The following is a 22,732-nucleotide window of genomic DNA, read 5'->3' on the forward strand; positions in this document are numbered from 1 at the left end:
ATAAATTAATAAATTAATAAATTAATAAATTAATAAATTAATAAATTGAGTTGTTTCAATGAAGGAGCATAGGAACTTCAAATTATCTTTCAGAAATTGAATTAATATCTTCTAATATGCCTAAAATATCTTTTTTTAGACATTAGAGTATAGGTTAGAGCCTATATGAATTAATATGATTAAATCCTCTTTTTTTGAAAAAATGTTTTAGCATATTCATTACCTTTTTTATTTCAATATCATTGGTAAAAACCACCGTCTTTAGACGGTGACTTTGACTTTAATTTTTTGACCTATGCGCGTTTACGAGGTGCGTGGTTCGACGACTTTCAGTCGTCGGCACCGAAGTGCGCTAACCCACCTACTTCAGTAGGTGGTAGTTAAGTTAACTATTTGATTTCTCCTAACTATAGAAACCTTTAAGATAAACAAATGAGAAATTCAGAAACCCATTTTTATCGTTGTTAATGAGCTCAAAGGTTAAATCATTGGTGAAGTTATTGACAGGACTGACGGTATATCAGTTTTTGTTGATCTTGGATTCGACTAATAAGTGCAATTTCTAAGAAAGGCGGTCAGTTGCTATAGTAGGCATCTTTCTCGCCAAAGGAAAATGCATTATGACCTATACACAACTGACCGAAGTAGAAAGATATCAGATTTTCAGTTTAAAAGAAGCAGGTTTTACACAACGTTTTATTGCAACATCGCTCAGTCGTGACCCGTCAACGATTAGTCGGGAATTGAAGAGAAATCAGGCATCACAGAAATACTGTCCTAAGCAGGCGCAGTGTCAGGCATTAGAGCGCCGCCATTCAGCCCTAAAAGCCGTCAAAGTCACATCCGAGGTAATAACGTGGATCAAAGAATTAATCTGGCAAGATTTAAGCCCTGAACAAACGGTGGGCTATCTCAATCGAGAAAAGGCCCTCTCTTTACATCATGAAACGGTTTACCGTCTTATTTATAAAGATAAAAGTCAGGGAGGGAATTTATGGCAACATCTCAGGATAGCGAAAAAACCGTATCGTAAACGTTATGGAAGTTATGAACGCAGAGGAAAAATCAAAAACAGAATCAGTATTGATGAACGCCCAAAAATAGTGGATAAAAAGCAACGTGTTGGTGATTGGGAAGGGGACACTATCGTTGGAAAAGATCATAAAAGTGCCTTATTGACATTGGTTGAACGCAAAACCCTCTTTACCATCATAATTAAACTGGAAAAGAAAACGGCGAAAACGGTAGTGAAAGCAGCCATAAGGCATTTATCATCGATAAAACATAAAATTAAAACGATCACGCTTGATAATGGTTTAGAGTTTGCTGACCATGAACGTCTGAGTAAAAATTTAGAGGCCAAAATCTTCTTTGCTCATCCCTACTCCCCTTGGGAAAGAGGGATCAATGAGAATACCAATGGATTAATCAGAGATTATTTTCCTAAAGGGACTGATTTTAATAAAGTCTCAGAATTGGAGATAAATCTCGTGGCAAACCGATTAAATAAACGCCCTCGAAAAACGCGAGGTTATAAAACACCGAATGAGTTATTTAAAGGAATACCGACTCGTTTACTTCGTTCATAACGGTGTTGCACTTATTATGTGAATGCAAGGATTTAAAAAAAACAGAGATAAAGTAATATTCTTGCTTTATTCCTGAGTTAGGAAGAGCAATATTACTATTGCTGGATGTGTATTATATTATTTTATTCATCATTAATATTTTAGCATTATAGATTATAGGAATCCGGCATATTATCGACATACTACCTTATGGTTACTTATTTTTTTGTGCTTAATAGATTGAAATCAATAACGGGTATGCCATATTAGATAGAATTGGACGATGGAAGACATATGGCGGAGGTAAGCTTGGCAATAAGAAGCTATGCGAAAAAACTGTATGAAAGAAAGCTTATAAGTACGGAAAGAGCAAGAAAGAATTATGCCATGCGCTATTTTGCAGGCAGGCCTGTAGAACACGTTTTCCCTACTTCTAAGCAGTTGTTAGAAAAAGCGTCCTTGCCACATGGAGAGCTGCTCCTTGCCAGCAATAATGAGATATCTATTACGATTTGGAATATCTACAAGCAGCAGCGCCCATCATGGCAACGTGTTTTGACGTCTTTAGCTAAAAAGAGCGATCTTATTTTACTGCAAGAGGCTCAAGCAACCCCTGAACTGTTGAAATTCATAACAAACAGTGGGTTAGTGGCCGACCAAGTTCCGGCACTTGTGTTACCTCAGCATCCTTCAGGAGTGATGACATTGGCATCCTCCTCCCCTATTTATTGCTGCCCACTTCGTGAAAAAGAGCCAATACTCCGATTATCTAAATCATCCTTAATTACGGTTTATCCATTGCGGGATGAACACCAGTTAATGGTGATCAATGTGCATGCCATTAACTTCAGCCTTGGTGTTGATGTTTATCGTCGTCAATTGAACAACATTGGTATTCATATTGGGTTGCATACTGGTCCCGTAATTTTTGCGGGTGACTTTAATGCGTGGAGTCGCCAAAGGCTAAGAATTCTGGAACATTTTGCGCAACGTATGCAACTGGAAGAGGTACATTTTAATGATGACTACAGAACGATTGTTTTTGGCAAGCCATTGGATTTTGTCTTTTATCGTGGTTTAAAAGTGCAGCAGGCAACGGTTTTAGCGACAGGTGCATCTGATCACAATCCATTGATCGTGAAATTTTGTTTATAGCGATAGTTTAACTTGGTGGGCTTTCGGATAAAAAAACGCCGGAATTTTCTCCGGCGTTTTTTTAACTCTTATTGATGAGAGGGGGGGTTAGCTAATAATTTTTTCTTCACACTGAAGAAATAGGCTAATGTCAGGATTAAAATCCAGCCCATACCGACATACAGGGCATCTCTGGTTTGTTCGAAAAAGCCCAGCAAGATGATGATGCCCGCCATAAAAGCAATCGTAACTGCCGGAGCGACTGGCCACATTGGGATTGGAAACTTCAATGTTTTCACTTCGTCAGCACTCATTTGGCGGCGCATGGCAACATGGGATATTAAAATCATCAGCCATACCCAGACTGTGGCAAATGTAGCGACAGAAGCAATGAAGATAAAAATCTCTTTTGGGATGAGATAATTAAGTACCACGCCGATTAATAGAATAAACATCATTACCAAAACGGTCATCCATGGAACCCCGTTGCGCGTCAGTTTCTTGAATGCGCTTGGTGCTTGCCCTTCCTGAGCCATGCCATACATCATTCTGCCCGCACCAAAAATGTCACTGTTAATAGCGGAAATGGCGGCAGTAATTACGACGACATTGAGAATATTTGCGGCTGTATTATTCCCTAAGTTAGAGAAAATTTTTACAAATGGACTTCCATCCTGACCAATCTGATCCCATGGATAGATACTCATCAGGATACACAGGGTCAGAACATAGAAGATCAAAATGCGCAATGGAACAGCATTGATTGCTTTTGGAATGGTTTTTTCTGGATTTTTGGCTTCGCTGGCGGTGATGCCAATGACTTCGATACCACCAAAAGCAAACATAACAATAGCAAATGAGGCGATGATGCCACTGATGCCATTTGGCATAAAGCCCCCGTGCTCCCACAAATTGGATAAACCGGTGGCATGCTCAGTTGCTTGACCAAAACCGAAAAACATAATGAAAAGGCCACAGATAATCATGGCGATAATCGCAGTCACTTTGACTATTGAAAGCCAGAACTCCATTTCACCGAAAATTTTCACATGGCAAAGATTCAGGGCGCCAATAAAGCAAACAATGCTCAGTACCCAAATCCACTGATCGACATTTGGGAACCAAAGTTTCATATACATGCCAAATGCAGTAATATCGGCCAAGCAGACAAATAACATTTCCAGAACATAAATCCAGCCGGTCAGGAAACCTGCTAAAGGCCCCAAATAGTGGCTGGCATATTGTGAAAATGAACCGGAAACAGGATGGTGAACGGCCATTTCGCCAAGTGCTCTCATTACAATAAATACGGCAGCACCGCCGATTACATAGGCCAGCAATACCGCGGGGCCAGCCTGCTGAATTGCTTCTGCCGAGCCATAAAATAGCCCGGTGCCTATTGCAGAGCCTAAAGCCATAAAGCGGATGTGCCGCACGCTTAGGCCCTGTTTAAGCTGATTTTGATTATTTTGCATTCATTATTCCCATCTATCCTTTCATGCCAGAGAGTATTTAGGCATACAATGTTCTGCCTGACATGTAGATGCCAGCAAAAGCAACCCCGTACAATACCATAAAGAGGGATGTCCGCGGGATAGATATCTGTAATAATAGTGGGCAGTTTAGTAAAACTAGAGTTTTTTTATGATCTACCCAATAAACGAAATTTTTCAGACTTTGCAGGGGGAAGGGGTATTTACCGGTGTTCCTTCGATTTTCATTCGGCTACAAGGATGTCCGGTCGGGTGCAGTTGGTGTGACACCAAGCATACATGGGAAAAAGAGTCTGATAAGCAACGACCGATGGAGAGCATTTTGCTGAAATCAGAGGAAAGTGATCTTTGGGGAGTTGCCACGGTAACGCAATTACTTAATATATTCACCCGTCAGGGTTACAGCGCCCGCCACATTGTGATTACCGGCGGCGAACCCTGTTTGTATGATTTACGCCCTTTGACGGAAACATTGGAGAATAACGGTTATCAGTGCCAGATAGAAACGAGTGGTACGCACTCAATCTTGTGTTCTGAGAAAACGTGGGTGACACTTTCACCTAAGGTTAAGATGCGGGGAGGCTATCGGGTCTTACCTGAATCGATGAAACGGGCTGATGAAATTAAACACCCTGTTGGGCGTGAGCGCGACATTGAAGCATTAGATGAATTACTGATGATGCTCAATGATGATCACAAGCCGGTCATTGCCTTGCAGCCCATTAGCCAAAAAGAAGATGCCACCCGTTTGTGTATCGAAACATGTATCGCCCGAAACTGGCGTTTTTCGATGCAAACCCATAAATACTTGAATATCGCCTGACATATATTCAGCACCAGATTCTGGTGCTGAATCTTCACTCGCCACGATAGAGACAACCTGCGCTACAGGTTTCTTTGACCATAACGGCACTGAGCTGAGGCAAGGTTGGTTTGACTTTATCCCAAATCCATTTGGCTAAAACCTCACTGGTTGGGTTTTCAAGCCCGGGGATCTCATTGAGATAGTGGTGATCAAGCTGCTCCCAGATGGGTTTAAAAACCGCTTTTACATCGGCGAAATCCATGAGCCATCCTGAGAGTGGATCGACTTCTCCGGTGATTTCCAGGCGAACCATAAATGAATGACCATGCAGGCGTCCACACTTATGCCCTTCAGGAACATGTGGTAAGTAATGTGCTGCTTCAAATTGAAAATCTTTAAAGATAGTTGTGTTCATGTGTTTTTCCTGATTGCAAAAGGTCGGCTATTCTACCTGAACTTTTCAAGCTTAACGTGGTTTTTATGGAAGTATAAAACGCAACGCTTAACGACTTTATCGATATATTAAATCTGTAAATAAATTTAGGCGTTTTGGTTATGATATATTGCGATCCTTTCTTTAAGAACTCCCCCCATTCTGAGATAACCTGATAATTCATCCATGTTTATGGTTCTATCTGTATTTATTTTGCAATTATAACACTATTGATTATTTCGGTATCGCATTGCAATTTATGGAATTATTTTTGTGTGGACATTTGTTATAGCAAAGGGCACTGGAAAATGACTGCAAAACCACCTTCAACTGTATTATTACCTGTTTCTCCAGAACAATTGGCACGTTTGCAATCAGCAACCAGTGAGTTATCTGCTCATCAATTGGCTTGGTTATCAGGCTATTTTTGGGGAATGGTAAACCATCAGCCACAGAAAGAAATGGAGGCATCGAGAGAATCTGTTCAGGAAACAGTGACTTTGCTTTCAGCATCTCAAACAGGCAATGCCCGTCGTTTGGCTGAACAACTAAGAGATTCCTTGTTAGCTGCAAATCTCAATGTCAATTTGGTGAATGCAGGTGACTATAAGTTTAAGCAAATTAATCAAGAGTCGCTATTGATTATTATTACTTCAACCCAAGGTGAAGGCGAACCGGCTGAAGAAGCGGTAGCACTTTATAAATATCTCCATTCCAAAAAAGCCCCATCAATGAAAGAGACAGCTTACGCGGTATTTGCTCTGGGGGACTCATCATATGAACATTTTTGTCAGGCTGGAAAAGATTTCGATAGCCGCCTCAATGAACTCGGTGCTCAGCGTTTATTGGATCGGGTGGATGTGGATGTGGAATATCAGGCTCAGGCCAACCAGTGGCGCCAGCAGATAGTCGATATCCTGAAACAGCGTCTGGCAACTGTACCTTCACCATCTGCGTCATCAACAGCATCGCCATCGCCGTATTCCATGCTTGATTTGGGGATGCAAACGGAGTCAGCGAGTACAATACACGAATACACCAAGGAAAATCCTCTGACAGCGCCTTTGAGCGTCAATCAGAAAATCACGGGATGTGGGTCTGATAAAGATGTGCGCCATATTGAAATTGATTTGGGAGACTCAGATCTGCGTTATCAGCCGGGGGATGCGCTGGGTGTTTGGTTTGACAATGATCCGGCCTTGGTGGATGAACTCATGGAATTACTTTGGTTGGAAGGAGCAGAGCCGGTCACGGTGAATGGTCAGTCACTTTCTTTGCGTGAAGCCCTGACCCACCATCTGGAACTCACCCAAAACACCAGTGTGATTGTTGAAAAATATGCGACATTGGCAAAAGAGGAAAGACTGCTTGTGTTAGGGGCGGATAAACAGGCATTGCAGCAATACGCCCAAACAACCCCCATTGTGGATATGGTCAGGGAATTTGCTTCACACCCTGAAGCCCAGCAATTCATTGATTTGCTGAGGCCGTTGACACCACGCCTCTATTCTATTGCTTCTGCACAATCTGACGTTGGCAATGAAGCTCATATTACAGTTGGTGTCGTTCGTTATGATATTGATGGGCGGGCACGTACTGGCGGCGCATCCGGCTATTTGGCGGACAGATTGCAAGAAGACGATAACATTCGGATTTTCGTCGAACAAAATAATAATTTTCGCCTGCCTGCCAATCCTCAAACCGCCATCATCATGATTGGGCCGGGAACGGGAATTGCCCCCTTCAGGGCATTTTTGCAGCAACGTGACAGTCAGGGTGCTGAAGGTAAAAACTGGCTGTTTTTTGGTAATCCCCATTTTGTTGAAGATTTCCTTTATCAGGTTGAATTCCAGCGTTATGTAAAAGAAGGGTTATTGACTCGCATTGATTTGGCATGGTCAAGGGATCAGCAAAATAAAGTCTATGTACAAGATAAACTCCGCGAGCAGGGAGCCGAAATTTGGCGTTGGATTCAGGATGGTGCTCATCTGTATGTTTGCGGTGATGCCAATCGCATGGCTAAAGATGTGGAACAAACCCTGTTGAACATCATTTCACAACACGGAAGCATGGATGCTGAACAGGCTGATGAATTCTTGAGTGAATTGCGTCTTGAGCGTCGTTATCAGAGAGATGTTTACTAAATGAGCAATGTAGACCATGAAAATAAAAAGCCTTTGATCGTTGAAGGCAAACTCGCAGACAGCGAACGCATGAAATTAGAAAGCAATTATCTGCGGGGAACAATCAGCGAAGATTTAAAGAATGGGCTGACAGGGGGATTTGAGGGCGACAATTTTCTTCTGATCCGTTTTCACGGCATGTATCAACAAGATGATCGTGATATCCGGGCCGAGCGGGCAGAGCAAAAACTTGAGCCACGTCACGCCATGATGCTGCGTTGTCGCTTGCCGGGCGGCATTATTACGCCAAATCAATGGTTGGGAATTGATCGGTTTGCAACAGAAAATACATTGTATGGCAGCATTCGTTTGACTAACCGGCAAACGTTTCAGTTTCACGGTATTTTGAAAAATAACCTCAAGCCCGCCCATCAGTTACTGGCATTGATGGGATTGGATTCGCTGGCTACCGCCAATGATGTCAATCGTAACGTATTGTGCACATCCAATCCGGTACAATCAGCCCTACATCAGCAGGCTTATGAATGGGCAAAAAAAATCTCGGAACATTTGTTGCCCCGCACCCATGCGTATGCAGAGATTTGGCTGGATAAAGAAAAAATCGCAACAACTGACGAAGAACCTATCCTTGGGGCGACTTACCTGCCTCGTAAATTCAAAACATCGGTGGTTATCCCGCCACAAAATGATGTGGATTTGCATGCCAACGATCTGAACTTTGTTGCCATTGCAGAAAATGATCAGCTTATTGGTTTTAATGTGCTGGTGGGCGGCGGATTAGCGATGACCCACGGTGACAAAAAAACATTTCCACGGTTGGCGAGCGAATTTGGTTTCATTGCACTGGAGCACACGCTTTCAATTGCTGAAGCGGTTGTGACAACCCAGCGAGATTGGGGAAACCGGACAGATCGCAAAAATGCCAAAACCAAATATACCCTTGAACGTGTGGGAATAGAAACCTTCAAACAGGAAGTTGAAAAACGCGCGGGCGTAAAATTTGATGTCGTTCGCCCGTATGAGTTTACCGGTCGTGGCGATCAAATTGGTTGGTTAAAGGGGGTTGATGCTCAATGGCATCTTACTTTGTTCATTGAAAATGGCCGGTTGCTGGATTATCCCGGTAAACCATTGAAAACAGGTGTGGCGGAAATTGCCAAAATCCACAAAGGGGATTTTCGTCTGACGGCTAACCAGAACCTTATTGTGGCGGGAGTACCGGAAAGCGAAAAATCGCGGATTGAAGCAATGGCCCGCGCCCATGGTTTAATTGATGACAGTGTGACAACCTTGCGCCACCACTCTATGGCTTGTGTTTCCTTTCCCACTTGCCCGTTGGCGATGGCAGAAGCAGAACGTTTTTTGCCGGTCTTTGTTGACCATGTTGATGCCTTGATGGAAAAACATGGTGTTGCTGATGAAGAGGTCATCTTGCGTGTGACAGGTTGCCCGAATGGCTGTGGCAGGGCAATGCTGGCCGAAATCGGGCTGGTGGGGAAAGCTCCGGATCGCTATAACTTACATCTTGGTGGAAACCGCATTGGCGATCGAATTCCTCGCATGTACAAGGAAAATATTACTTCAGCAGAAATCCTGGCCATATTGGATGAATTAATCGGCCGTTGGGCGTCAGAACGAGAGACTGATGAATGCCTTGGTGACTTTTTAATTCGGGCAAATGTTATCAAGCCAGTATTGAATTCTGCCATCGATTTTTATGATTGGCAGGAGGCGGTATGAATGGGCTATCGCTGACGGAACTGGCTTTATTGACGCCAGAGCAGCAAACCATGGCGTTGGCTGAGATCAATCAACAGCTGGAAACACGGGATGCCAGTGAACGTATCCATTGGGCCTTGGAAAATTTGGCCGGCGAATTTGTGCTTTCCTCCAGCTTTGGTATTCAGGCTGCCGTCTGTTTGCATCTGGTCACACAGGCATATCCCGATATTCCGGTGATCCTCACCGATACGGGATATTTATTTCCGGAAACCTATCAGTTTATCGATAAGCTGACTGAAAAACTTAACCTGAACTTGAAAGTTTTTCGTGCAGAGCATTCACCCGTTTGGCAAGAAGCCCGTTATGGAAAATTATGGGAACAGGGCATTGAGGGAATTGAGCGTTACAACCAGCTTAATAAAGTTGAACCCATGAACCGTGCATTGAAAACGCTTGGGGCACAAAGTTGGTTTGCTGGATTGCGTCGACAGCAATCAGAAAGTCGCGCCAATTTACCGGTATTGGCAATTCAGCGTGGGGTCTTCAAAATCTTACCCATTATTGATTGGGATAACCGGCGTGTACATCAATACCTGTCACAATATGGCCTTGAATACCACCCGTTGTGGGAACAAGGTTACCTGTCTGTCGGGGATAGCCATACCACTCAAAAATGGGAACCGGGCATGAATGAAGAACAAACCCGGTTTTTTGGTTTGAAACGTGAATGTGGCTTGCACGAAAATTAAGTAAACATAATAAATTGTCATGATTTTTATTGAGCAGCGGTTTCTATATAAAGAAACGCTGCTTTTTTCATGCTGAAGATTTTGCGTGGCTGTTTTTACAACGAGTTAAAAAACATAGCTTATTCTATTCGGGAGCAAATAATTACTTTTTGTCATTTCATAACTTGATCGTGGCCTCATATATTCATCGTTCAGTAATCATAATAATTAAGAGCTTATGCCCTTCATCTTTACATAGGCTTTAATACCGGATGGGCTATTATCGTGGACTATTTACCCTTATTTATTGAGTTTAATGCTCGACCAGTACTCTTGGTTGGGGGCGGCGAAGTTGCTTCTCGTAAAGCGGACTTATTATTGAATGCAGGTGCCGCATTAACAATTGTGGCACCTGAGCTGCATACTGAATTACAGCAACGTCACCAAAAGGGGGAGTTTGAGTGGCTACAGGGTGGGTTTAAAACAGGATATCTGGACGGGGTATTTTTGGTGATTGCCGCAACGGATGATCCCGCTTTAAACCAACAAATTTTTTCGGAAGCCGATGAACGCGCGATTTTAGTCAATGTGGTCGATAACCAGTTACTTTGCTCGGCAATTTTTCCCTCCATTATTGATCGTTCCCCAGTCATGGTTGCAATCTCATCGGCCGGAAAATCGCCGGTACTGACAAAACTGCTGCGAGAGAAGCTGGAGTCCTTATTGCCGTTTCACCTTGGTTCAATGGCCGAAATTGCGGGCCAATGGCGCCAGCGAGTAAAGCAACACCTGACTTCCATTCGCCAGCGCCGGCAGTTTTGGGAAAAAGCATTTAATGGGCGTTTTTCCACCCTGATTGCTAACGGGCAATTACAACAGGCAGAAACGCAACTCGAACAGCAGTTAACTCATACAGATCCCCGCCCTCAAGGCGAGCTGGCATTGGTAGGTGCTGGTCCGGGGGACCCGGGATTACTCACCTTGAAAGGGTTGCAGGTGCTCCAGCAGGCCGACGTCATACTCTACGACCATTTAGTCAGTGCTGAAGTTCTGGAATTGGCACGCCGTGATGCAGGTAGAATCTGTGTTGGCAAAAGAGCGGGAAACCACTCCGTTGTACAAGAAGAAACCAATGCACTCATTATTAAGTTGGCAAATCAAGGGAAAAAAGTCGTTCGCCTGAAAGGCGGAGATCCCTTTATTTTCGGTCGCGGAGGGGAAGAATTACAAATTGCCGCAGAGGCGGGCATTCCTTTTCAAGTCGTACCGGGGATTACTGCCGCAGTTGGTGCTTCTGCCTATGCCGGCATTCCGTTGACTCACCGGGAACACTCACAAAGCGTCACTTTTATTACAGGGCATTGCCGTGAAAATGGCAATGAGTTGGATTGGCCTGCGTTGGCGCGAGGCAATCAAACCTTGGTCATTTACATGGGCATCATGAAAGCAGCCTTAATCAGCCAAAATCTGATTTCACACGGGCGGGATGCCAGCACCCCCGTTGCCGTGATTGGTTGTGGGACTCGTACTGAACAGCAAGTATTGAGCGGAAAACTGTCGGAATTGGAACAGTTGGCACAGGATGCGCCATCTCCTGCTTTGCTGGTAGTGGGAGAGGTGACTCAACTTCATCATCAATTAGCTTGGTTTGGGCCAGAACAGATGGCAACTCAAGTCAGTCGCCCTGCTGTTATTGATTTCGTATAAGGAGCGCTCAATGGACGAAAAAAGACTCACACACTTACAGCAACTCGAAGCTGAAAGTATTCACATCATTCGGGAAGTTGCGGCTGAATTCACCAATCCGGTGATGCTGTATTCAATCGGCAAAGATTCCTCCGTTATGCTGCATCTCGCACGCAAGGCATTTTATCCGGGGAAATTACCTTTTCCTTTGCTGCATGTGGATACAGGATGGAAATTTCAGGAAATGTATGATTTTCGTGATCGTACAGCGGAAAAATATGGTTTTGAGTTATTGATCTACCGTAATCCACAAGGCGAGGAGTTGGGCATTAATCCCTTTATTCATGGCAGTGCAAAACATACTGACATCATGAAAACAGAGGGATTGAAACAAGCTCTGGATAAATACGGTTTTGATGCCGCATTTGGTGGCGCCCGGCGTGATGAAGAAAAATCGCGGGCAAAAGAGCGGATCTATTCATTCCGTGACCGTGCTCACCGTTGGGACCCCAAAAACCAGCGCCCGGAACTTTGGCGAAATTATAACGGCCAGATCAACAAAGGGGAAAGTATCCGCGTATTTCCGCTTTCCAACTGGACTGAACTGGATATTTGGCAATACATCTATCTGGAACAGATCGACATCGTCCCGCTCTATTTTGCTGGATTCCGCCCGGTTGTGCAGCGTGAAGGTACGTTAATCATGGTTGATGATGATCGCATTGACCTGAAAGCAGGGGAAATAATCAGCCAGCGTAAAGTTCGTTTCAGGACATTGGGATGCTGGCCACTGACGGGCGCGGTGGAGTCGGAAGCTGAAACGCTGCCGGATATTATAGAAGAAATGTTGATATCGACGACCAGTGAGCGCCAGGGACGGCTGATTGACAGTGATCAATCCGGTTCGATGGAGTTGAAAAAGCGTCAGGGTTATTTTTGAGGAGCTCAGATATGTCAGCACTTGCACACCCAAAACTTGTACATAATGAAACCATCGCTAGCCAGATCAGACAGCAGGGCGGTGTTGAAGCCTATTTACGGGCGCAGCAAGAAAAAGGCCTGTTGCGTTTTTTAACCTGTGGCAGCGTAGATGATGGCAAAAGTACATTGATAGGCCGTTTGTTGCACGATACCCGCCAAATTTATGAAGATCAGCTCGCGACATTACAAAGTGACAGCAAGAGACTCGGAACACAGGGTGAAAAACTGGATTTGGCATTATTGGTTGATGGATTGGCAGCTGAACGGGAACAAGGTATCACAATTGATGTGGCATACCGTTATTTCTCGACAGAAAAACGCAAATTCATTATTGCAGATACACCGGGACATGAACAATATACCCGCAATATGGCGACCGGTGCTTCCACTTGTGATCTGTCCATTTTGCTGATTGATGCGCGGAAAGGGGTGCAGGAACAAACGCGCAGACACAGTTTTATCAGCGTATTGTTGGGAATCCGCCATTTGGTGGTGGCTATCAATAAAATGGACTTACTCGGATATCAACAAAATACATTCGAACAAATCAAACAGGATTATTTAGCTTTTGCCGAACAACTGCCTGCCGATCTGAACATCCAGTTTGTTCCCATTTCAGCATTGGAAGGCGATAACATAGCCATCCCTAGTGAGAACATGGCATGGCATACGGGGCCAACATTACTGAACATTCTTGAATCCGTTGATGTACGGACCAACGCGACAGAGCAGCCCCTGCGTTTTCCGGTGCAATATGTGAATCGTCCTGACCTCGATTTTCGGGGGTACAGTGGCACCTTGTCATCAGGCATTTTACGGCAAGGCCAGCAAGTTAAAATTATGCCATCCGGCTCTGTTTCCACCGTAGAAAGGATCGTGACTTTTGACGGTGACCTGACATTTGCAGTACCAGGGGAAGCGATCACTGTCGTATTGAAAGATGACATTGATATTAGCCGTGGTGATTTATTCATTGCCATTGAGGATCAGATGACGGTAGCACGTCATGCTTTAATTGATATTGTGTGGATGTCAGAAAAGCCGCTGATTCAGGGGCAAAGTCTGGATATTAAAGTTGCAGGCAAAAAAAGCCGGGGCAAAGTGGATAATATCCGGTATCAGGTGGACATCAACAACCTGACACAAAAAATCGCGGTTGAATTGCCACTGAATGCGATTGGGGTGGCAGAGTTTTCATTTGATGAACCGCTATTGCTGGATAGCTATGCACAAAATGCGGATATCGGAGGCATTATCCTGATTGATCGCCTGACAAATGTAACTGTCGGGGCCGGATTGGTCCGGGAGATCCAAACCGACATTTATGAAGAGCCTAAGGAATACAGTGAATTTGAATTAGAATTCAACCGATTGGTTCGTCGCCATTTCCCTCATTGGGGGGCACGTGATTTACTGGGAGGGAAATAAGTGTCCGAAATCAAAGCGTCTGTTTCTCCTGATATCGTCTGGCATTCACATGTTTTGGGCAAAGCACAGCGGGAAGCGGCAAATGGGCATCCTGCATTGGTGATTTGGTTTACGGGCCTGTCGGGTTCCGGAAAATCCACCCTTGCCGGCGCATTAGAGCAGGCACTGTTTTCGAGGGGGATCAAAACGTATTTACTGGATGGCGATAACGTGCGTCATGGCTTGTGCAGTGATTTAGGATTTTCTGAAACTGACCGGCGGGAGAATATCCGTCGGGTTGGCGAAATATCCAAATTGATGGTGGATGCAGGGCTGGTGGTATTAACCGCCTTCATATCCCCGGATAAAAAAGGGCGGCAAAAAATACGTGAATCAATGAAAGAGGGGACATTTATCGAAGTTCATGTCGATACACCTCTGGAAGTTTGTGAAGCCCGTGATCCCAAGGGATTGTATAAAAAAGCACGGGCGGGCGAATTACGGCATTTCACGGGAATTGATGCTGCCTATGAAGCACCGGAGCAACCCGATATTTATTTGGATGGGTCGCAGCCAGTGGGCATCTCAATTGAAAAACTGCTTTTTATCCTGAAAAACTACGGTATCCTGCCTGAATAATTTCCACATCAAGCAAAAGTGACGAAACACATTATTATTGTTACAGGAGTTACAGGAGTTACAGGAGTTACAGGAATAGTGTGTTTCTATATCCAATGGAGTTATTCCATTCAATATGTCTCCAATAAACCGTGTAGCTATGCTTTGTCATCATGGGAGCATGACATTGTGATCATGAGTGACAGTGGCGTCATGCTTTTAGTTGTGGGATGATTAGCGGGTTTTTCAGGGGGAGAGATGGGCAAACTAACGTTACTATTGTTGGTTCTACTTGGCTGGTTACAGTATTCGCTGTGGTTTGGCAAAAACGGTATTCATGATTATGTGCGGGTTAAGGAGGAGGTTGATAAACAAGAGATAGATAATCTCAAACTTAAAGCACGTAATGACCAGCTGTTTGCTGAAATCAAAGATCTGAAAAGTGGCCAAGAGGCCATTGAAGAGCGCGCCCGCAATGAACTCGGCATGATTAAACCAGAAGAATCATTTTACCGTATGGTACCGGATACCTCGAAACAAAGCGCACAACAATCTTCAAATCAAGACGATAACTAAACCAGAATACACCTTGGATTAACGCTAATCTTTAGATCAGAACAGTAAATAATAATCGACATGAATAATTCAATGCTTCATTCTTCTGCTGATACTTCACGTACCGATGATGCTTCGACTGAAACTGAAATAGTTGCATTAATTCCTGCTGCGGGTATTGGCAGCCGGATGAAATCCGGTTGTCCAAAACAGTATCTTGACATTGCCGGAAAAACCATCCTTGAACATACCTTGGCCGCTTTATTTGAACACCCCCGCGTACAACGCATCGTTGTTGCACTGAACCCGGCTGACACTCACTTTGAAAAATTGGCTGTTGCTTCCGATCCGCGCATCACAACCGTGGTGGGGGGAGAAGAGCGGGCTGACTCAGTTTTGGCTGGGCTGGATTATTTGACCAGCCTGCAAACAGAGAAATCAATCTGGGTTTTGGTGCATGATGCTGCCCGTCCCTGTCTTCATCGGCATGATCTTGATAACTTACTGCGGCTTATTGAGCAAAACACAGATCCCCACGGAATGTGTGGCGGCCTGCTGGCTTCGCCTGTAAGGGATACCATGAAGCGGATGATATCAGCAGAAGTGAGAGGATCTTCCAATACCCATGCTGTTTCCCAGACGGTTGACCGTAACGGGCTTTGGCATGCCCTGACCCCGCAGTTGTTCCCCTTGCCCTTATTGCGTGATTGCCTGAGCAAATCACTTGCAGAGCGAGCCTGCATCACCGATGAATCTTCAGCGCTGGAATATTGTGGCTATCATCCCATATTGGTTAATGGACGAGCAGACAATATTAAAGTTACCCAACCTGAAGATCTGGCATTGGCAGAGTTTTACCTATCCCGAAAATCTAAGGAATCTATTGTATGAGAATTGGACACGGTTTTGATGTGCATAAATTTGGCGGAGAAGGGCCTTTGATCATTGGAGGTGTCCGCATTCCTTATGAACAAGGGTTAATTGCTCATTCAGACGGTGACGTCGCCTTACATGCTGCGACAGATGCCCTGCTGGGGGCGGTGGCACTGGGAGATATCGGGAAACTCTTTCCTGATACAGATCCGGCTTTTAAGGGCGCAGATAGCCGTGAATTGCTGAAAGAAGCTTATCGCCGCATCCGGGAAAAAGGTTATCGGATTGGGAACCTGGATATCACCATTATTGCACAAGCCCCAAAAATGCTGCCTCATATTCCCCAGATGAGGGTTAATTTGGCGGAAGATCTTGATTGTCATATGGATGATATCAACGTAAAAGCGACAACCACGGAAAAACTGGGATTTGTTGGCCGCAAAGAAGGTATTGCCTGCGAAGCAGTGGCTTTGCTGGTGAAGGAATAAACATGACATTCAATGAATTATATTGGCTTTACGGCCGTCCGGAAGCGACAGGCATTGTGAAAGCGTCACCAGAAGATTTTATTGTACGCGAAGATTTAGGCTTCTCTCCTGATGGAGAAGGGGAGCATTTGATGGTGCATATTCGCAAAACAGGATGTAACACTCAATTTGTGGCGGATAATCTTGCCCGTTTTGCCAAAATATCAGCCCGCGCTGTTAGCTATGCAGGATTAAAAGATCGCAATGCCGTGACGGAACAATGGTTCTGTTTGCATTTACCGGGTAAACAAGATCCGGATTTCACCTCATTTCAGCTTGAAGGCTGTGAAATATTGGCAACCTCTCGCCAGAAACGAAAGTTGCGGATTGGGGCGCTGAAGGGCAATGATTTCACACTGGTATTAAGATCAGTTTCAGATCAACATGCAGTTGAAAAACGGTTACAGCAGATCTCGCAAAACGGTGTTCCGAATTATTTTGGGGAACAGCGTTTCGGGCGTGACGGGCAAAACTTGGTTCAAGCCCAACGTTGGGCATTGAACGAAATTCAGGTCAGAGAACGTAACCGCCGTAGTTTTTACCTTTCTGCCAGCCGCAGTGCCATGTTCAATGCCATTACCAGTACACGCCTGGCGCAGAATACCCATCAGCAGGTACTGGATGGTGATGCTTTGCAATTAACGGGGCGTGGGAGCTGGTTTGTCGCTGATGCATCTGAATTGCCGGTATTGCAGCAACGGGTCATGAATGGCGAATTGCAAATCACCGCGCCATTACCGGGCGATAAATCATTGGGCACACAGAACCAGGCCCTCGATTTTGAACAACAGTGTTTGCTGGGTTACGAATCACTTTGGTCACTGGTCAAACGTGAACGAGTAGAAAGCACCCGCCGGGCAATGTTAGTGAAACCACTTAATCTGAATTGGGAATGGCAGGATGCAGAGACAGTGACACTGCATTTCTCCTTGCCATCCGGTAGTTTTGCAACCAGCGTTGTCAGAGAGCTCATTAATCAGGATCACAATAACACGGCAGATCTTACAGAGTAACAATTTCGTCTAATTCCCAATTTTCTTTCAAAAACAGGGCTGTATTATTTTTCATAAAAGATGTAATGCAGCTCTGCTATTGGTGACAAAAAATCAGCAATCTCATTGAATATGTAGCAGATTTACAGGCTGTTTTTTGTGATATTTTTGTTTGGCGGCGAAAATGCAAAGCGCTCTACAAAACTGGTAACGTCATGCTAAGATCAAACAATTTCTGAATACCTTCATATTGTCCCCGGGGCATCCCCCGAAATGGACAAAAAAACAAGATAAGTTACAGTATCAAACCATGTTCTGCTTAACAAAATCAATGAGATAATTTCAATGCTGCGGATATTACTGAGTAATGATGATGGTGTCACCGCACCGGGAATTCAAACCTTGGCAGCCACATTGCGGAAACACTATCATGTTCAGGTTGTTGCACCTGATCGTAACCGTAGCGGTGCGTCGAATGCTTTAACACTGGATCGTCCCTTGCGAATTCATACACGCAAAAACGGGGATATCGCCGTTCAGGAAGGCACACCAACAGATTGTGTCTATCTGGGTGTCAATAATTTGGTTCACCCCCGGCCTGACATTGTTGTTTCAGGGATCAATTGTGGTCCTAATCTGGGTGATGATGTCATTTATTCCGGCACGGTCGCGGCTGCGACGGAAGGGCGTCATCTGGGGTTGCCGTCATTGGCAGTATCACTCAATGGTGATAAGCATTACGAAACGGCCGCAGAAGTTACTGTACGTTTATTAAACTTGCTGCAAAAATTTCCATTGAGGGCGGGCAATATTCTGAATATCAATGTACCTGACGTTCCCATTGAGCAAATCAAAGGGTTTCGGGTAACACGGTGTGGCAGTCGTTGCGCGGCTGAAGAAGTTTATGCCTTAGAAGACCCTAAAGGCAATATGCTTTACTGGATAGGTCCTCCGGGGGATAAAAAAGATGCCGGCCCAGAAACGGATTTTGCTGCGGTAGAGGAAGGGTTTGTCTCCATTACTCCTTTGCAGGTGGATTTAACGGCTTATAAAGCACAGGAATTGATAAGTGATTGGTTGGCAAAAGTCGAGGATATTGGGGAATGTTGAGCCGGTCAATGAAAAATTTGCTGACGCAATTGCGTCAGCAAGGCATACATAACGAGCACTTGCTGGAAATCATTGCCAAAGTCCCCCGTGAAAGTTTTGTGGATGAAGCACTGTCACATAAAGCATATGAAAATACAGCCCTGCCCATCGGACACGGGCAAACCATATCCCAACCTTATATTGTGGCCCGCATGACCGAGCTGCTGAACTTAACACCGGTAGCCAACGTCTTAGAGATTGGAACCGGTTCAGGTTATCAAACGGCAATACTGGCTCATCTGGCCAGACATGTTTTCTCCGTAGAGCGCATCAAAGGATTACAGTGGCAAGCTAAACGCCGTTTTAAGCAACTCGATTTACATAATATATCAACTCGCCATGGTGATGGATGGAATGGATGGCCGTCAAAAGGGCCATTTGATGCCATAATTGTGACAGCAGCACCACCAGAAATTCCTCCTGCTTTGCTTCATCAACTTGCTGATGGTGGAGTCATGGTTGTGCCTGTAGGTGAACTGACTCAGTCACTGAAAGTGGTACATCGCTATGGTAATGATTTCCATAGTGAAGTTGTCGAACCTGTCCGTTTTGTACCCCTAATTCAAGGCGAGCTAGCATAATCTGCCGATTTATTGAGTAGCAATTTTTTAAAATTAGCTGTCATTTTTCCGAGATTAAGCAAAATATTTCGCTTTAACTCTTTTATGATTCTAAATTTCTTTATAAATCATCATTCTTAGTACTTATATTTGCCTTTATAGGGGGATAAGGAATGAATTTAGGAAAACCGATGAAAAAAATAAAGTTGGTAGTTACAAGTGCCATTATGGGCATGATGTTAGCAGGTTGCAGTAATACACCGGAGAGTCCGGCTCCGATAGTGAGTATTGATAATAAGGATAAAAATGGAAGAATATTCTCCAAACCGCCATCTATTTCGACTCCAATGCCATCTTCTCCTAGAATAATTTCAACAAATAGCACGCCAGAATATGATGCTGCAAAAAGACATTATCCAGTAAATGATTCTACTAAAAATACGTCGGCTCAGGATCGGATTGTCTATAACCGCAACTACGAAAATATCCCTAAAGGGAGCTACGGCGGCAGTACTTATACGGTTAAACGCGGGGATACGCTGTTTTATATAGCTTGGATTACAGGGGAAGATTTTCGTGAGTTATCTCTCAAAAATAACATTTTAGAGCCTTATAGTTTAAACGTTGGTCAAGTCCTGAGAATAGGTAATGTAAACTCCAATAACGGTGTATTGTCAGCATCAAATAGCAACCAATCTAAAATTCGTCAGGTTGATTTTCAAAAAATTAATGAGTATCCTGCAAACATTGATAGACCAAGCTCCGGAAAGATGTTGCCAAGAGCAACAGTTTCTGATAGTGACAATGATAATTCAAAAGTATCTACAGTAACAGATACAAGTGCAAACAGCGCGAATAGTCGCCAGAGTGTGAGTAGTGGCACTATTAATAGTTGGAGATGGCCGGCTGAAGGAAAAATTCTTGAAAACTTCTCTGATTCTCAGGGAGGAAACAAAGGCATTGATATTGCAGGGAGTCGTGGCCAGCCTGTACTTTCAACTGCCAGCGGGAAAGTCGTTTATGCCGGAAATGCGCTACGTGGATATGGAAATCTAATAATTATAAAACATAATGATGACTACCTGAGTGCCTATGCTCATAACGATACTATGTTGGTTCGTGAGCAACAGGATGTTCAAGCGGGGCAAAAGATTGCCACCATGGGTAGCACCGGAACAAGTTCCGTAAGATTACATTTTGAAATTCGCTACAAGGGAAAATCCGTAAACCCGCTGCGTTACCTTCCGCAGCGATAAACTGGGACAGGACCTGAAACTCCTGTCCGTATTATCATGGGTAGGAGCTGCTGATGAGCCAAAGTACGCTTAAAGTTAATGAGTTGTATGATGCGGATTTAGACGAAACTAGCATGGAAGCTGATGACTTTGATGAGGCGTTGCTGAAAGATGGGGATGATATAGCGAGTCTTGATGACGATTTGGAGTTGTTACAAGGGGTAAACCAAAGAGCTCTTGATGCAACACAGCTTTATCTCGGAGAGATAGGTTTTTCACCCCTGTTAACAGCAGAGGAAGAGGTTCTTTTCGCCAGACGAGCATTGCGTGGGGATATTGCGGCACGCCAACGTATGATCGAAAGTAACTTACGGTTGGTTGTTAAAATATCCCGTAGATACAGTAACCGAGGACTCGCATTGCTGGATCTGATTGAAGAAGGGAATCTTGGGCTTATTCGTGCAGTGGAAAAATTTGATCCAGAAAGAGGTTTCCGTTTTTCCACGTATGCAACATGGTGGATACGTCAGACAATTGAACGTGCCATCATGAATCAAACACGCACAATTCGCCTGCCTATTCATATAGTCAAAGAATTGAATGTCTATTTACGTACCGCGAGAGAGCTGGCACATAAATTGGATCATGAGCCTACAGTCGAAGAAATTGCGGAAAAATTGGATAAACCAGTTGAAGACGTGAGCCGGATGATGCGGCTGAACGAACGCATTACTTCTGTCGATACACCAATTAGTGGTGATTCGGATAAGGCATTGTTGGATATTTTATCTGACGAAAATGATTCAGGGCCAGAATCAACCATTCAAGATGATGATATGAAACAGAGCATCGTGAAATGGCTATTTGAACTAAATGCAAAACAGCGTGAAGTTTTAGCTCGTCGTTTCGGATTGCTTGGGTATGAAGCAGAAACACTAGAAGATGTTGGGAGAGAAATAGGATTAACAAGAGAGAGGGTACGTCAAATTCAGGTTGAAGGTCTGCGTCGTCTCAGAGATATATTGCATACTCAAGGCTTGAATATAGAATCATTATTCCGTACCTAATTATTTATATCCGATAGATTTCAAACTGTTGCTTAGTGAAAATAAAAAGAGATCTTCAGAGGCAAAGATAACTGGTTATCAAGAAACTAAGGAGATTTCATTGTCTTCAAAAAGCAATAATTTGAAAAACCAATATGATATTATATTTTAATCTAAAGGTGGGTTTATTTAACCCACCTTTTATTTTTCCAATTATTTACTTATTTATGTTTTCATGGCTATTTAGTTTTTTATTTCGCTGTTTTGATAAATGGGAATGCCGCTATGAAATTTAAAATCATGGTCAGGAGATTGAATAAGTTCAGCTTCGACTCTGCCGAAATAACTGACTCTCTCTGCAATATCTTCCTGAGATATAGATTGGGCAAGAGTTAAATAATCCTGATAGTGGCGAGCTTCCGAACGCAATAGAGAAATATAAAACTTACCTAAATCTTCATCCAGTTGAGGTGCGAGTTTTGCAAATCGTTCACATGAACGTGCTTCAATATATGCACCAATAATCAGTTTATCGACCAATGTATAGGGTTCATGATTGGTGACATGCTGAAATAGTGATTTAGCGTAACGACTGGCGCTAATATTATTATAACCAATCCCCCTGCTATGCATGATCTCCAGCACCTGATAAAAATGGTGTAATTCTTCTTTAATCAACAGCACCATTTTATCAATTAAATCTTGGCCGTAGGGGGATTTCTTCCGGGCAGTAATTTGTTTGGTGACCTGATTTTTTCCTTTCAATGAATGGATATCCCCTATTTTTTTGTAAGCAAAATCTTCATAGGGTTTAAACCATGCCAGTAAAATATCGGCACTTTGAGGATCAACGGCGTATTTGCGAATTAAAAACATAGCGCTTTGCGCGGCCTTTAATTCGCATAACAAATGATCCCGCAGTAAAACAGGCAGGTTTTCAGGCAGGCGTGCTTTTTCCACCCATTGATCAGGTGTTTCACACTGTAAAAATTGATAGATAGGCGCCAGCAGGCTGATATCAAATTTTGGCGAAATATCCTTTACAGCTGTCTCATTTACTGCTGTTCCGTTCATTG

General features: G+C 43.9%; 21 protein-coding genes. 18 read left to right on the top strand and 3 right to left on the bottom strand.

From position 1 onward, the window contains the following. The first annotated feature begins 620 nt into the window (after positions 1-620). Positions 621-1,589 (top strand): IS30 family transposase, encoded by a 969-nt coding sequence (locus tag Xsze_RS08175; protein WP_099137996.1) that lies wholly within the window; start codon positions 621-623, stop codon positions 1,587-1,589. A 273-nt stretch (positions 1,590-1,862) separates the two neighbouring features. Further along, on the top strand, positions 1,863-2,723 hold the full coding sequence (locus Xsze_RS08180) for an endonuclease/exonuclease/phosphatase family protein (protein WP_071991763.1): 861 nt from the start codon (positions 1,863-1,865) through the stop codon (positions 2,721-2,723). Between the two features lie 68 nt (positions 2,724-2,791). Here the strand turns inward: Xsze_RS08180 and Xsze_RS08185 are convergent, their stop codons facing one another. Next, positions 2,792-4,177 carry an amino acid permease gene (locus tag Xsze_RS08185; protein WP_038236250.1) on the bottom strand — a complete coding sequence of 462 codons (1,386 nt, stop codon included), beginning with the start codon at positions 4,175-4,177 and terminating at the stop codon, positions 2,792-2,794. Between the two features lie 169 nt (positions 4,178-4,346). On the opposite strand from Xsze_RS08185, the gene queE reads away from it, so the two are divergent. After that, a complete protein-coding gene (gene queE, locus Xsze_RS08190) occupies positions 4,347-5,018 on the top strand; it encodes a 7-carboxy-7-deazaguanine synthase QueE (protein WP_038236248.1) in 672 nt (223 codons plus the stop codon). A gap of 34 nt (positions 5,019-5,052) precedes the next feature. On the opposite strand, the gene queD is transcribed toward queE, so the two are convergent. Then, positions 5,053-5,415 (bottom strand): 6-carboxytetrahydropterin synthase QueD, encoded by a 363-nt coding sequence (gene queD, locus Xsze_RS08195; protein ID WP_038236246.1) that lies wholly within the window; start codon positions 5,413-5,415, stop codon positions 5,053-5,055. A 326-nt stretch (positions 5,416-5,741) separates the two neighbouring features. Here queD and cysJ point away from each other — a divergent pair, with 326 nt between their 5' ends. From cysJ to rpoS, 15 genes are all read left to right on the top strand, one after another. After that, a complete protein-coding gene (gene cysJ / locus Xsze_RS08200) occupies positions 5,742-7,577 on the top strand; it encodes an NADPH-dependent assimilatory sulfite reductase flavoprotein subunit (protein WP_038236244.1) in 1,836 nt (611 codons plus the stop codon). Continuing rightward, positions 7,578-9,317: an assimilatory sulfite reductase (NADPH) hemoprotein subunit gene (gene cysI, locus Xsze_RS08205; RefSeq protein WP_038236242.1), complete on the top strand. Its 1,740-nt coding sequence runs from the start codon at positions 7,578-7,580 to the stop codon at positions 9,315-9,317. After that, positions 9,314-10,048 (top strand): phosphoadenylyl-sulfate reductase, encoded by a 735-nt coding sequence (locus Xsze_RS08210; protein WP_038236240.1) that lies wholly within the window; start codon positions 9,314-9,316, stop codon positions 10,046-10,048. The genes cysI and Xsze_RS08210 overlap by 4 nt, the downstream gene beginning before the upstream one ends. A 264-nt stretch (positions 10,049-10,312) precedes the next feature. Further along, positions 10,313-11,734 (top strand): siroheme synthase CysG, encoded by a 1,422-nt coding sequence (gene cysG / locus Xsze_RS08215; protein ID WP_038236238.1) that lies wholly within the window; start codon positions 10,313-10,315, stop codon positions 11,732-11,734. Positions 11,735-11,744: 10 nt separating this feature from the next. Continuing rightward, positions 11,745-12,653, top strand: a complete 909-nt coding sequence (cysD, locus tag Xsze_RS08220) for a sulfate adenylyltransferase subunit CysD (RefSeq protein ID WP_038236236.1) — start codon at positions 11,745-11,747, stop codon at positions 12,651-12,653. Positions 12,654-12,664: 11 nt separating this feature from the next. Beyond that, entirely contained in the window at positions 12,665-14,122 is a 1,458-nt protein-coding gene (gene cysN, locus Xsze_RS08225; RefSeq protein ID WP_038236234.1) for a sulfate adenylyltransferase subunit CysN, read from the top strand. After that, positions 14,123-14,740, top strand: coding sequence for an adenylyl-sulfate kinase (gene cysC / locus Xsze_RS08230; RefSeq protein ID WP_038236232.1), 618 nt, complete (start codon positions 14,123-14,125; stop codon positions 14,738-14,740). 237 nt (positions 14,741-14,977) lie between these two features. Then, on the top strand, positions 14,978-15,295 hold the full coding sequence (gene ftsB, locus Xsze_RS08235; protein ID WP_038236230.1) for a cell division protein FtsB: 318 nt from the start codon (positions 14,978-14,980) through the stop codon (positions 15,293-15,295). Positions 15,296-15,355: 60 nt separating this feature from the next. Beyond that, positions 15,356-16,165, top strand: a complete 810-nt coding sequence (gene ispD, locus Xsze_RS08240; protein WP_051462338.1) for a 2-C-methyl-D-erythritol 4-phosphate cytidylyltransferase — start codon at positions 15,356-15,358, stop codon at positions 16,163-16,165. Beyond that, positions 16,162-16,635 carry a 2-C-methyl-D-erythritol 2,4-cyclodiphosphate synthase gene (gene ispF / locus Xsze_RS08245; protein ID WP_038236228.1) on the top strand — a complete coding sequence of 158 codons (474 nt, stop codon included), beginning with the start codon at positions 16,162-16,164 and terminating at the stop codon, positions 16,633-16,635. The genes ispD and ispF overlap by 4 nt, the downstream gene beginning before the upstream one ends. A 2-nt stretch (positions 16,636-16,637) precedes the next feature. Then, on the top strand, positions 16,638-17,687 hold the full coding sequence (gene truD, locus Xsze_RS08250) for a tRNA pseudouridine(13) synthase TruD (protein ID WP_038236226.1): 1,050 nt from the start codon (positions 16,638-16,640) through the stop codon (positions 17,685-17,687). Between the two features lie 324 nt (positions 17,688-18,011). Continuing rightward, on the top strand, positions 18,012-18,776 hold the full coding sequence (gene surE, locus Xsze_RS08255) for a 5'/3'-nucleotidase SurE (protein ID WP_038236224.1): 765 nt from the start codon (positions 18,012-18,014) through the stop codon (positions 18,774-18,776). Continuing rightward, entirely contained in the window at positions 18,770-19,396 is a 627-nt protein-coding gene (locus Xsze_RS08260) for a protein-L-isoaspartate(D-aspartate) O-methyltransferase (protein ID WP_038236222.1), read from the top strand. The genes surE and Xsze_RS08260 overlap by 7 nt, the downstream gene beginning before the upstream one ends. A 152-nt stretch (positions 19,397-19,548) precedes the next feature. Further along, a complete protein-coding gene (gene nlpD / locus Xsze_RS08265; protein ID WP_038236220.1) occupies positions 19,549-20,631 on the top strand; it encodes a murein hydrolase activator NlpD in 1,083 nt (360 codons plus the stop codon). Between the two features lie 53 nt (positions 20,632-20,684). Then, a complete protein-coding gene (rpoS, locus tag Xsze_RS08270; protein ID WP_038236219.1) occupies positions 20,685-21,677 on the top strand; it encodes an RNA polymerase sigma factor RpoS in 993 nt (330 codons plus the stop codon). Between the two features lie 222 nt (positions 21,678-21,899). Here the strand turns inward: rpoS and miaE are convergent, their stop codons facing one another. Beyond that, entirely contained in the window at positions 21,900-22,730 is an 831-nt protein-coding gene (miaE, locus tag Xsze_RS08275) for a tRNA isopentenyl-2-thiomethyl-A-37 hydroxylase MiaE (protein WP_084616182.1), read from the bottom strand. Positions 22,731-22,732: the final 2 nt, after the last annotated feature.

Source organism: Xenorhabdus szentirmaii DSM 16338 (genome assembly GCF_002632585.1).
Taxonomy (GTDB): domain Bacteria; phylum Pseudomonadota; class Gammaproteobacteria; order Enterobacterales; family Enterobacteriaceae; genus Xenorhabdus; species Xenorhabdus szentirmaii.